We start from the raw sequence: 12,630 nt of genomic DNA, 5'->3' as shown, positions 1-12,630 counted from the left end.
TTAAGTCATAAAAACTTAGCTGTCTGATTGGTCATCACCCCAAACATTAAAAATATGCTGATTATGGTAAGCATATGCCGCATCAAATGCAGGCTTTTGGAATCGTTTAAGCCCCAGACCTTCGAAATCTACCTGAGGTGGGTTTCGCTTCAGGCGCTCTTTGACTGTCACTGGCGAAATCAAGATAACTGGCAAGTCGAGCAGCTGAATGGCGGCTTCGGCCTTGAAGCTAGTGGCACTACCAGCCAGTTTACCTTTCTGCTCACGTGAAATGATCACGATTTTATCGACATGGTAATCTTCCATTAGCTTCTTAAAAGTGAATTGAAAATCACGAATCGATTCGGTAGCTTCCGAATGTGAAATGATGAATGATTGCTGACGACAATCTGGTATATTAAATGTCTCACCTTCATAGCTCAGCAGGCTAATTACCGCTTCACCGCCTTTTAACTCTACGCCACAAACTCTCATGTTAACCCTTAAAAATATTCTTGATCACGCTATGTTACGTTAGCTGATAATCGTAAATTGATACTCAGCCGCCAAACGCATCTAGCGACTATTTAATACCATTCCATATAAGTATCTGCTCAGTTCAGAGACTCACGCAGTGCGGGTTTCAAAGCCCTTTATGCTACGTTTAATTTTCTCGATATAGAATAACTATTAGCCTCAAACATTCACCTTGCCTACAGTGCTTTGAATTCCCGCTGAATTATCAGATACTTACTCGGAATGGTATAACTGTTTAGTTTACTCTGGTGTTTCCTGAAGCTTTGATTTTGGCTTTCTTAGCATAGGAGCATCACCGACATCAATACCTGTGATGAAGCGCTTATCTTGCTTCTTAGGTTTAGTCTTTGCCTTACGCTTGGCCTTGTTTTCCGTGGCTTTCTTGCTTGTTGCCTTAGTTCTCTTGTTGGTTTTTGGCTTATCTTTCAAACCAGAGAATTTAGCGGCTAAACCATCGATAACCGTGAGTTTGAATGTCTTACGCAGGAATACCTGTACTTGCTTGAAGCTGAGCCAATCTTTAGGTCCGACGAAAGAGATGGCATCACCCTTAGCCCCGGCACGACCCGTACGACCAATTCTGTGGACATACTCTTCGGCAAACTTTGGCATGTCGAAGTTAATCACCAGAGAGACATTGAGAAGATCTAGCCCTCGTGATGCAATATCTGTGGTGACTAATATTTTCTGCAGGCCGCGGCTAAATTGATCCATTATCTGATTGCGGTCATTCTGCTTTAAGTTACCGCTCAGAGATGCGGTCTTATGCCCGGATGCGGCTAATTTAGTCGCCAATCTGTCGGTATCTTCACGAGTCGCGGTGAAGATGATGATCTGCTTATGAGTCTCATTGTTTAAGATACTGTCGAGCAAGGCTTCTTTATGATCTAAGTGATCCGCAAGATAGATACGTTGGGTAATATCTAGGTTTTCGATATTACCTGCACCGACATCCACATGCTCAGGAGACTTAAGTAATTCGGCGGCAATATCATTAATCTGACCATGATCTAAGGTGGCCGAAAACATCAAGGTTTGGCGACGTTTATGATCGGCGGCCTTGTTAATCGCTTTTAGCTGTTCGGCAAAACCAAGATCTAACATACGGTCGGCTTCATCTAAGATAAGCAGTTCGAGACCATTTAGATGTAAATGGTGCTGGGCGAGATGATCCGCCAAGCGACCCGGAGTCGCCACCACGAAGTGTGGGTCACGAGCGAGTAACTTTGCCTGGTCGTTAAAGTTCTCACCGCCCAATATCTTCATCGCCTTGTATTGCGTGTTGGCGACTAACAAACGAAGCTGGCCATAAACCTGGTTAGCAAGTTCTCGTGTTGGCAATAAAATCAACACTCTAGGATCTCTTTTACTCAATGCCCTAGTCGAAATTATCCTCTGCATCGCCGGTAACAAAAACGCTAAGGTTTTACCTGAGCCTGTTTTTGATGACGCCATCAGGTCTTTTCCTGACAGACCTACTGGTATAGCCTGCTGCTGGATCTCTGTAGGCGTTTCAATGCCCATATGATCGAGCGTATCTAACAGACGTTTATCCAGTGAAAAATCGGTAAATTGCAAAGGTGTACTCCAAGTTTGATTCGACTGCGTATTATAACCTGACTTTAGTTGCTGGGGCCATAAACATCACGAAATCGTGATCGGTTTGCATGCTCTTTAAGCGAAGCGAAGCGCATATCTCAAGGTAATCAATGTTTATTTTTGCTTGGCTTTTACTCATCAGATAAAAATAATGAGTGGCCAAACTGGCTTGATGATTATAATTTCTTTGTCTTTTTGATGGCTTACGCTTAAAATCTCCTAGTGTTCTCATACTCAGGTACGTATTGAGTAACGCTTTGTCCGCTGGTAGAGGGACCAGATAAAAGATTAGATAAAGGATTAGATAATGTATTCGTTGAAGCGCACTTCCTCTCTTGTTCAAATATCGGCCTTGTCACTTCTGGCAAGCAGTTCATTTTTTGTCATGGCAGACGACATGACTCAAGCTAACGAGGTTAAAAGCAACGACCCCCTAACAGTACAGGATGACAGCTTCTTCTATCTTGGTGCCAAAGGCGGCTGGGTTAATTATCAAAATGCCTGCGAAGCTCAAGCTGTCGATTGCGATGCCAACGATTCTGCCTGGGGCGGGTTTGCGGGTTATCAATTTCACCGCAATTGGGGCGTTGAAACCGGTTACAATGATTTTGGTCAAGCGTCGGCAGTTTACCCTGAGAGTGGACTGTTTAACGAGTATATAGGCACCATGAAAGGCTGGGAGTTTTCATTGAAGGGCAATCTGCCACTCACCGAAAACCTGGACCTGTTTGGCAAAGCGGGTACATTGAGATGGGATGGTAACAACACAGGCCCATTTTCATATAACAGTGACAATGGCTGGTCTCCCATGGTCGGCATCGGTTTGGAATACAAGTTCACCCCGTCTTGGGTTGCGCGTGTTGAGTATCAATATTTCGACTCGGTTGGCAGCGATCTGCTTGGGGGGAGTAATATCCACTTCACCAGTTTAGGGCTCAGCTATCGTTTCGGTCAGACTAAGTCAATGGCTAAGCCTGTGACTCAGCCTGCGCCAGTTGCAGTGGAGCAAGTTGTCATAGCACCAAGCCCAATTGTCATCGCCGCAGTGATTCAAGCGGTACATTTCGATTTCGATAGTCAAGTGCCTTTGCAGACGCATATCTTGGTTGAAGTTGCCGAGCATTTGAATCAATACCCAAGCTCGTCTGTGGTGCTTCAAGGCTACACCGATGCTGTTGGCACTTCAGACTATAACCTTAAGCTATCAAAACGACGTGCCGAGTCCGTCGCCAGTTACCTCAAAGAGCTAGGGGTGAGAGATATACAGATTAGCATCGAGGCTTTAGGTGAGACCCATCCCGAGATCGATAACATGACCGAAGCGCACAGAGCCAATAACCGCCGGGTATATATCACCATCCCGGAGATAACAGTGAGCCAGGACAGCGATGAGTCGGCTCTATGATAGCGTGTTAATTATTCTTCATGCTTGCCTATCCTATTATGGATAAGCGCGTTTAGTGTGTAATATTAGCCGATGGTGATGCATCGGCTTTTTTATATCGTTTTTGATATCAGCTTTTTTATATCCAGAAGAATTGGCTTGGAGAGAATGAATGGCAACAGTTGGAATTGCACTGGGCAGTGGTGCGGCTAAGGGGTGGGCTCATATTGGCGTGCTCAATGGACTCGCCGAGATGGGGATCTATCCCGATAAGGTGTCAGGCTGCTCAATCGGTGCGCTTGTCGGTGCTGCTTATGCCAATGAACAGCTAGAGGAACTTGAACACTGGGTGAGAAGCTTCTCCAGCTGGGACGTCTTAGGCCTGATGGATCTGACTTGGCGAAAAGGGGGGCTTATCGGAGGCGATAAGGTCTTCGATGTGATTCAGAGCCGTATCGGCGATCTACAGATAGAAGATCTCAATAAGCCCATGATCGCCGTAGCTACCGATCTCTATTCGGGCCAGGAGATTTGGTTTAGGGAAGGAGACCTTCGTCATGCCATTCGCGCTTCCTGCTCTATGCCTGGCATATTACCGCCGGTGAAAGTCGGTGAACGTTGGCTGGTGGATGGCGCCGTGGTCAATCCGGTTCCCGTATCTGTCAGCAGAGCCATGGGCGTCGATGTGGTCATCGCGGTGGATCTTAACGGTCAGCGTCGTGGTCGTATGCAGGTCTTACCTGTGGACATGACCTGTAATAAGCCATCACTTGAGGAGAGTGTCAGAGCACAGGAGCATCAAGATACTGGCTTTATGGATCTGCTTGCTCGTGGCCGGGAATATGTCAGCCACCTTAGCGAAAAATTTACCAAGGGTAGCCGCTCAGATCCTGGCATGTTGGCGGTGATGTCACAATCTATGGATATTCTCGAGCAGCGTCATAAACGCGCCAGACTCATGGGCGATCCACCGGATATCTGCCTGATCCCGGATCTCGGTGATATAGGCACCATGGAATTTCATCGTGCAGGAGAAGCCATAGCGGCGGGAGAGTTGGCGGTTAAACATGCCAGACATCAGATAGAAGCAGTACTAAGCAAGTACTAAATATGTACTTGATTAGTACTAAGAGAAAACCATTAATATGCTGGACATTAATCTCTTTTTAGGCCTTCTCTGGCCTCCAGAGATAAGTACATCCATATACAGAAAGGGCCTATTCGGGCCCTTTCAATTTATCATCTTCTCAAATAAGCGAAATGCTATCAGCTTAGTTTTACTACCATCTTACCGCGGTTCTTCCCTTCGAATAAGCCGATAAAGGCTGCGGGTGCCTGCTCGAGTCCTTGGTAGATAGTCTGCTCGGCCTTGACAGCTCCCGTCGCTAACCATTGACCCATCTGTTTGGCAAACTCAGGGTAATGATCCCAGTGTTCGAATACGATGAAGCCTTCAATTTTAAGCTTCTTGATGATGATCATGGCAAGGTTATTCGGGCCTGGAGTCGGCGTCGTATCATTGTATTGAGAGATCATGCCGCACACGGCGATTCTGCCGTGGTCATTCATGTTGTTCAGTGCGGCGGTGAGATGTTCGCCACCGACATTTTCAAAATAGACATCTATACCATGGGGGGCAGCCTGTTTCAGTGCAGTGCTAAGATCCTTTGTCGTCTTGTAGTTAATCACAGCATCGACGCCTAAGTCGCGCAGATGAGCGGCCTTCTCGTCGCTACCAACGGAAGCCACCACCTTGGCTCCCATTAATATACCGAGCTGGCACACGACGCTGCCTACTGCACCCGCTGCACCAGAAACAAATAGGGTGTCTCCCTCTTTTAAGGCGGCGATTCGGGTCAAGCCTGTCCATGCCGTCATGCCTGGCATACCTAAGACACCGAGGAAGTGAGATTCACTCATTGGGGTATTTGGGAGCCTAGTATGATCGCTGCCATCGGTGACATAATGACTACGCCAGCCGTGCATGGCACTGACTTTGCTGCCGATTGGGAACTCGGGATTGTTGGACTCTATCACTTCGCCTATCGAACCGCCTTCCAGTACCTGGCCTATCTGAAATGGTGTAATATAGCTCTCTCTATCGATCATGCGACCACGCATATAAGGGTCTACCGACATCCACAGGTTTTTAACCAGAAATTCACCGTTGGTGATAGTCGGCAACTCCACCGATGTCTGTTTGAAATTATCTGCTGTAGGCATACCCTCTGGGCGAGAGTCTAATAGGATCTGATTGGCGTTCATAAAACCTCTTTGCTTTGCGCGCTAATTAATTGTGGTAAACTCTACACTTAAACTTTTTACCGCGCAACTAGTTTGCGCGCAAATTAAAAGTTCAATGTGTAGATTCGTTAAGATATAGAGTGTAGATGCGGGTACAATGACTGCCAGCGATCTTGTAAACTTAATCAAGCAAAATGCTGAATAACGCCTAAGGTATGAATAGTGACCGATAATCTTCATTTAAAAATGAACACAAACGATACACAAGCAAGCAGTTGCCTGTCGGACAACGTCTGTTTTGCCCTGTATACCGCAGGTAATGCCCTAGTGCGTGCCTATCGTCCCTTACTGGATGAATGTGGCTTAACCTATCCACAATACCTGGTGATGCAGGCGCTCTGGTTAAATGATGGTGTCAGTTTGACTCACCTGTCTCAGGCGACACGTCTGGATTTAGGCACCTTGACGCCCATAGTCAAGCGGTTAGAGAACAAAGACTTGTTGATCCGTGCCATCGACGCCGAGGATGAGCGCAAGAAGGTCATCAGAACCACTCATGAGGGGCTCTCGTTGAAACAAGAGGCATTAGCACTCAAGCAAGTCTTGCTCGATAAAGTCACCCTCTCTGAGCCTGAAATAGAGTCTCTGAGGAAGATGTGCATGACCTTAACTCAAGACTTAAATAGGAAATAATGAGATAGATTCAGCATGTTTATGGTTTTCTCTTCATTATTTGTCATTTAATTTATTTTACGGCATGTTTCCTGCTTAATAGTTGCATATTTCTTTTTTATGTCGGTATTTTGACAATGAATCCAATCACTAGCCTTGCCAGCCAAATTAACTCAGGGACTATCGCCGGAGGTAATGCCAATTCTGCCGGGGCGAAGAGTACCAGCCTGGCCGACAGTTATGGTGTTAACAGTCATCAGACTGAAGCTGGCTCGAGCAGTGATAAGGTCAGCCTGAGTCAATCGAAAGAGGCGGCGACTGGGCTCAATAGGGATGGGATTAAAGACGAATCGGTGTCTCTGTCACCTAGGGCTGCCAGGGCACAAAAAATTGAAGCCATGGCGAAAGACTTTTTCTCTAAGGGGGACTTCTCTGCTGCCGATCTGCCAAAACTTATCCAACGCTTGCATCAAGACGGGATCTTGTCAGATACCCAGCTGAATCGTCTGTCAGAAGGCGGCTTCGACTTACCAAAAGTTCAAGGTCAGCCCGATGATTTTAAAGCATTTATTCAAGATAAGCGTGAAGAGTTAACCGCCAATGGCGACACCCAAGGTATGACAGGTGTCCTGATTAGCCTACTCGATGATGCCGAGAGCGTGCTTAATCAAATGGATAATGCACAGAGTAAAGAGGTGGGTCAGCAAGCGACTCGGGTATCGGCTCAATTGAATATTTATCTTAAGAGTGATACCCAGATGTCATCGAGCGATCGTGAGCAGTGGCAGGGGCTTAAATCTGTGATGCAGCTTGCATCCTCCATGGGAGAAAATCAACAAGCGGTCGGCATGGTAAATAGTTACCTGAGTCTCGGCAGATTTTAGTACTCTTACCATGTAAGTTTTTCAGTGTTATCCACTTTTTCGAATACTTTTGTTTCGTTTTCTCATTTGTTCTATCTGCCAGTCCATCTAGCTTGCTTCATTCCTAAGGTCAAGGCCACTCTTATCAATAAGTGGTCTTGTTGGCAGGAATAATTTCTTGTTAAAACCTATCCCCAAAATCATGATCTCGATCAATGTTCTTTCTATGACTTTGTAGCTTAATACACAGCATATTGTGTTATACGGTTAATTTAGCACTATATATGGTGTTATTTTCGACGTCACTTGAGGAGAGATTGAACAATGCCAGTGGTTATTAAGCGGGATGGTTACCGCACGCCTTTTGACGAAACAAGGATTAGAGACGCTGTGGTGGCTGCAGCGAACTCGGCAGGTATTGAAGACAAGAGTTACGCCGTGAGTGTTGCCTCCTCTGTCGCTAAATGTGTGGCAGAACATGCTGAGATAGATATTCACGAGCTACAGGACTTGGTCGAGAATCACTTGATGGAAGGCCCTTATAAGTCCCTCGCTCGCGTCTATATCGAGTATCGTCATGATAGAGATCTGCACCGTGAAACAAGCAGTCGATTGAACCAGGAGATCCGCGGTTTAGTCGATCAGACCAATGCGGCTCTGATGAATGAAAATGCCAATAAAGACGCTAAAGTGATCCCGACTCAGCGCGACTTGTTAGCGGGTATCGTGGCTAAACATTATGCTACCCGACATATTTTACCCAAAGATGTGGTTGCCGCTCATGAGTCCGGTGAGATCCATTATCACGATCTCGATTATGCGCCTTTCTTCCCCATGTTTAACTGCATGCTGATCGATCTCAGTGGCATGTTGACTAAGGGCTTCAAGATGGGTAACGCCGAGATTGAGACGCCTAAATCTATCTCTACAGCAACGGCCGTGACGGCGCAGATCATCGCCCAGGTAGCCAGTCATATCTATGGTGGTACCACGATTAATCGTATCGATGAAGTCCTGGCTCCTTTTGTTGCTAAGAGTTACGACAAGCAGTATCAGCTGGCGTTGGACTGGGGGATCACAGATGCGAAAGCCTTCGCTACCGCGCAGACTACAAAAGAGTGCCATGATGCGTTCCAGTCTCTTGAGTATGAGGTCAATACCTTACATACGGCCAATGGACAGACACCCTTTGTCACCTTTGGTTTCGGTTTAGGCACCTCCTGGGAGTCTCGCCTCATTCAGTCATCTATGATGAAGGTTCGTATTGCGGGTCTGGGTAAGAATCGTAAGACGGCAGTATTCCCTAAGCTAGTCTTTGCCATTCGCGATGGTATTAATCACAAGGCGGGTGACTGTAACTATGATATCAAGCAACTTGCGCTTAAATGCGCCACGACCCGCATGTATCCGGATATCCTCAACTATGAGCAAGTAGAGAAAGTGACCGGCTCTTTTAAGACCCCTATGGGGTGCCGCAGCTTCCTTGGGACCTATGAAGAAGATGGTGAGCTGATCCACGAAGGTCGTAATAACTTAGGTGTGGTGAGTCTGAACCTACCAAGGATTGCGCTGGAAGCCAAAGGCGATGAAGCGGAATTTTATCGCATCTTAGATCTGCGTCTCGCCATCGCCCGTAAGGCTCTGGATACCAGAATTGAGCGTTTAGAAGGCGTGAAAGCGCGTGTGGCGCCAATCCTGTATATGGAAGGGGCTTGTGGAGTCAGGCTTAGAGCCGATGATGATATCTCAAGTATCTTCAAAAATGGTCGCGCCTCGATTTCTCTGGGCTATATCGGATTACATGAGACGATCAATGCCCTCTACGGCACAGATAAGCATGTTTATGATTGTGAAACCTTGCGTCAAAAAGCCATTGAAGTCATCGAGTATATGAAAGCGGCGACCAACAAGTGGCGAGAGGAGACCAGCTATGCCTTCAGTCTCTACAGCACACCTAGTGAAAACCTCTGCAGCCGTTTCTGTAAGCTCGACACTCAGGTCTTTGGCGTGATCGAAGGAGTGACGCAGAAGGGCTATTACACCAATAGCTTTCATCTCGATGTTGAAAAGCAAGTTAATCCATACGACAAGTTGGATTTTGAGCAGCCTTACCCTGCATTAACTAATGGCGGTTTCATCTGTTACGGCGAATATCCGAATATGCAGAATAATCTCGAGGCATTGGAAGATGTGTGGGATTACAGTTATAGCCGAGTGCCATATTACGGTACCAATACGCCTATCGATGAGTGTTATGACTGTGGCTTTACTGGCGAGTTTGAATGTACCAGCAAGGGCTTCACCTGCCCTAAGTGTGGTAATCATGAACCGAGTCGGGTCTCTGTGACTCGTAGAGTCTGTGGCTACTTAGGCAGTCCCGATGCGAGGCCCTTCAACTTTGGTAAGCAAGAAGAAGTGAAGCGCCGGGTAAAGCACCTTTAATAAATCTGCTTCGCTTATTTATATGTAATAAAAAGCAAGGTGTTACAGAGTCAGTAGCGCCTTCTCTATTTACTCGGCAGGTTGGAATTGTGCTATGAACTACCATCAATATTATCCTGTAGATGTTATCAATGGCCCTGGAACGAGGGCGACTCTATTTGTCACCGGCTGTGAGCATCAATGCCGTGGCTGCTATAATCAAAGCACATGGAACCCCGATCATGGCCATCGATTTGACTTACAGATGCAGCAGCGAGTCATTAACGATCTGAAAGATAGCCGGATTAAGCGCAGAGGCTTATCACTCTCAGGTGGAGATCCTCTCTACCCTGAGAACATCTCAGAGATACTCGCCCTGGTTAAGCGAGTTAAAAGTGAGTGTCCCGGTAAAGATATTTGGTTGTGGACCGGATACAAGTTAGCAGAGTTATCCGCCGAGCAAAAGAGGGTGCTAGATTATGTCGATGTGCTGGTGGATGGCAAGTTTGAGCAGGAGAATGCAGATGTCAGTCTGGTTTTTCGTGGTAGCAGCAATCAGGTAATTCACAATCTGGTAGAAAAGCGATAACTGTATTCATTCAGTTACTGTTATAATGGCGGCCATAGGTTTCAAATCATTTAAAAAACAGCCGCGCATTGAGGCTGTTTTTGCATTTTACAGAATATTTTTAAGGCACGAGCATGAATTTAAAAGAAGAGCTTCATGGACTTAACGACAAGCTAGAACAGTTTCGTCGTAAATTAGCCGCTGCAGAAAAGCGCGGAGATAAAGGCATCATGTTGCAATTTAGACAGGAAATAAACGCAGTGAATAAGCGTATTGCCAGCGCTAAGACTCAACAGACCCGCGAGTTGAGTAAGCAAGGCGGCTCAGTAGTTAGCTTAAAATTCAAGCGTCCTCTGACGAAAGCTGAGCAGGCTGACATGGGTAAACTTAAGAAATCCGTAAAAGGGCTGGTCGTGGTTCATCCTATGACGGCACTCGGGCGTGAAATGGGTATCAAGGTGGTCACAGGCTTCGCACCAAAAGAGTTTTAATTATCTAATTTATTCCGGTTAGACGGTTATTCTTTAGTGAGCGATATCATGTTTTTCTATCGTCGTCAGGCGTATCATTCCTACCTAATGTAGGTGGAGTGCTAGTATTAGGCGTATCATTCCTATCTGAAGAGAGAGGAGTGCTAGTATTAGGTGAATCAATAGCCGATTAAAATGCTAGGGTATTTCACTTACTGGTAAAACCAGATAATATTCCTCCCTTCACTGCAAGATAGAGTGGAAGGGTGGGTTATAAAACCGTCGTTTTTAGACATAGGTCATTCTCGTTGTTTTTTCTGATTATAGTCATCTCAGGGAAAGAGAGTCTTTAAGGTTATTTCATGTCGATCAAGTATATCGCTTCTTCAAAACTCCCGACGCCTTGGGGCGTATTTGCTATGCACGGTTTTGAAGATACAGAGACTGGAAAAGAGCATGTTGCGCTGACATTGGGCGAACTGGACAGCCAGAGCCCGATCCTTGGACGTATTCATTCAGAATGCTTAACGGGTGATGCTCTATTCAGCCTACGCTGTGATTGTGGCTTTCAGCTGCAGACTGCGATGCAAAATATTGCCGATGCGGGTCAAGGTTTTCTCCTTTACCTTCGTCAAGAGGGGCGTGGCATAGGTCTGCTCAATAAGATCAGAGCTTATGAGCTACAAGATCAGGGTGCCAATACCGTCGAAGCCAATGAAAAACTGGGTTTCGCCGCCGATATGCGTAAGTACGATATGATCTTGCCCATGATGGAGAAGATTGGCGTCCAGAAAGTCAGATTAATGACTAACAATCCTCGCAAAGTAAAAGCGATGAAAGAGTTAGGCATAGAGGTCGTCGAGCGTATTCCGCTACAAGTGGGCAAGAATCGCTATAACGAGTCCTATTTGAAGACCAAGTCAACGGAACTTGGCCATCTGATGTCTGAATATCATTTTGCTGATGAAGGCAAAGAATAACGTCAGTTGTAGATTTTCCTTCATTCTGTCGCTATATTCAGAGCCATACTAATAATATAGTTTCTATATCTTATATATGGTTCTGAAATCAGTTCTTATCGCGCTAACACTGCTTGGATCTTTTTCTGTCTATGCTGAAGAAGATTTTACCCATTACGCGTTTGCAAATTATCTAGGCAGTGGTATCTATAAAACCTCAGGGCAGAATGCTACTGTGGTTAACATACCCATCAGTTTCGAACTCTATAAGAATGATACTGAATCTCTCACCCTGCGCACCCCTATATCGCTGGGCTTCTTCAATTTTAAATGGAGCGATCTTCCTGAGGCTGACCTGCCCTCCAGCGTCGGCACCATGACGATAACCCCTGGCATTGAATATCGTGTCCGTACCTCAGAGGATCATGAATTTCAAACCTATGTAGATCTTGGCTACGGTAATAATTTTACCTCAGGTACCAATGTCGCTATCTATTCAGCAGGTGTCTCCAGTTTACTGGATCTTGAATTAAGGCAGTCAGCACCAGTCTGGGTTAACCGACTGTTTTTCGCTGGCTATGCCAGCTTCGATGGGACTCAGAGTGAGACCTATTCTGCACTTCAATCTGGTATCGATATAGGGACAAATATTCATTGGCGCTGGGATTGGTTAGGCGTCGATGTCGAGCCCAGGGTGTTTGCTGCTGGTTATTGGTACTTCGATAAACTCAGGTTCGCTACGCCATTTGGTGAAGATGTTTTGGTGTCGAATAGTTTAGAAGTGGGCGCAACCTTAGCGTTTTCTAAGCCAATCCTTTGGGATTGGATGGGAATTGACCGCTTGGGTCTCAGTGTCCGGGCCGGTGATGGCGTCAAGGTATGGCGTTTGATCTTTGAGTTTCCTATCTAGGCTCTATCTTACACTTAGTTTCAG

General features: G+C 46.1%; 12 protein-coding genes. 9 read left to right on the top strand and 3 right to left on the bottom strand.

Translation table 11 applies throughout. The features are described 5' to 3' along the window. Positions 1 to 15 precede the first annotated feature (15 nt). Entirely contained in the window at positions 16 to 474 is a 459-nt protein-coding gene (locus FM037_RS18760) for a DUF3010 family protein (RefSeq protein ID WP_144047234.1), read from the bottom strand. 282 nt (positions 475 to 756) lie between these two features. Then, positions 757 to 2,094: a DEAD/DEAH box helicase gene (locus FM037_RS18755; protein WP_144047233.1), complete on the bottom strand. Its 1,338-nt coding sequence runs from the start codon at positions 2,092 to 2,094 to the stop codon at positions 757 to 759. Between the two features lie 328 nt (positions 2,095 to 2,422). Here FM037_RS18755 and FM037_RS18750 point away from each other — a divergent pair, with 328 nt between their 5' ends. Beyond that, positions 2,423 to 3,520 carry an OmpA family protein gene (locus FM037_RS18750; RefSeq protein ID WP_144047232.1) on the top strand — a complete coding sequence of 366 codons (1,098 nt, stop codon included), beginning with the start codon at positions 2,423 to 2,425 and terminating at the stop codon, positions 3,518 to 3,520. 151 nt (positions 3,521 to 3,671) lie between these two features. Further along, positions 3,672 to 4,607 (top strand): patatin-like phospholipase RssA, encoded by a 936-nt coding sequence (gene rssA / locus FM037_RS18745; RefSeq protein ID WP_144047231.1) that lies wholly within the window; start codon positions 3,672 to 3,674, stop codon positions 4,605 to 4,607. Between the two features lie 158 nt (positions 4,608 to 4,765). Here the strand turns inward: rssA and FM037_RS18740 are convergent, their stop codons facing one another. After that, a complete protein-coding gene (locus FM037_RS18740; RefSeq protein ID WP_144047230.1) occupies positions 4,766 to 5,764 on the bottom strand; it encodes an NADP-dependent oxidoreductase in 999 nt (332 codons plus the stop codon). 225 nt (positions 5,765 to 5,989) lie between these two features. Between FM037_RS18740 and FM037_RS18735 the strand changes: the two genes are divergently transcribed. The 7 genes from FM037_RS18735 (at position 5,990) to FM037_RS18705 (ending at position 12,606) form a co-directional block, all read left to right on the top strand. Beyond that, positions 5,990 to 6,436 carry a MarR family winged helix-turn-helix transcriptional regulator gene (locus FM037_RS18735; protein WP_144049040.1) on the top strand — a complete coding sequence of 149 codons (447 nt, stop codon included), beginning with the start codon at positions 5,990 to 5,992 and terminating at the stop codon, positions 6,434 to 6,436. A gap of 116 nt (positions 6,437 to 6,552) precedes the next feature. After that, positions 6,553 to 7,299: a hypothetical protein gene (locus FM037_RS18730; protein WP_144047229.1), complete on the top strand. Its 747-nt coding sequence runs from the start codon at positions 6,553 to 6,555 to the stop codon at positions 7,297 to 7,299. Positions 7,300 to 7,602: 303 nt separating this feature from the next. Beyond that, positions 7,603 to 9,720 carry an anaerobic ribonucleoside-triphosphate reductase gene (gene nrdD, locus FM037_RS18725; protein WP_144047228.1) on the top strand — a complete coding sequence of 706 codons (2,118 nt, stop codon included), beginning with the start codon at positions 7,603 to 7,605 and terminating at the stop codon, positions 9,718 to 9,720. Between the two features lie 94 nt (positions 9,721 to 9,814). Continuing rightward, on the top strand, positions 9,815 to 10,288 hold the full coding sequence (gene nrdG / locus FM037_RS18720; RefSeq protein ID WP_144047227.1) for an anaerobic ribonucleoside-triphosphate reductase-activating protein: 474 nt from the start codon (positions 9,815 to 9,817) through the stop codon (positions 10,286 to 10,288). 113 nt (positions 10,289 to 10,401) lie between these two features. Next, positions 10,402 to 10,758, top strand: coding sequence for a YibL family ribosome-associated protein (locus tag FM037_RS18715; RefSeq protein WP_144047226.1), 357 nt, complete (start codon positions 10,402 to 10,404; stop codon positions 10,756 to 10,758). A gap of 341 nt (positions 10,759 to 11,099) precedes the next feature. Continuing rightward, positions 11,100 to 11,717: a GTP cyclohydrolase II gene (gene ribA / locus FM037_RS18710; RefSeq protein WP_144047225.1), complete on the top strand. Its 618-nt coding sequence runs from the start codon at positions 11,100 to 11,102 to the stop codon at positions 11,715 to 11,717. Positions 11,718 to 11,793: 76 nt separating this feature from the next. Next, a complete protein-coding gene (locus FM037_RS18705) occupies positions 11,794 to 12,606 on the top strand; it encodes a hypothetical protein (RefSeq protein WP_144047224.1) in 813 nt (270 codons plus the stop codon). Positions 12,607 to 12,630: the final 24 nt, after the last annotated feature.

This window comes from Shewanella psychropiezotolerans (genome assembly GCF_007197555.1).
Lineage (GTDB): Bacteria > Pseudomonadota > Gammaproteobacteria > Enterobacterales > Shewanellaceae > Shewanella > Shewanella psychropiezotolerans.
The sequence above is the reverse complement of the archived record's forward strand: the minus strand, read 5'-3'. Positions and strand labels throughout refer to the sequence as shown.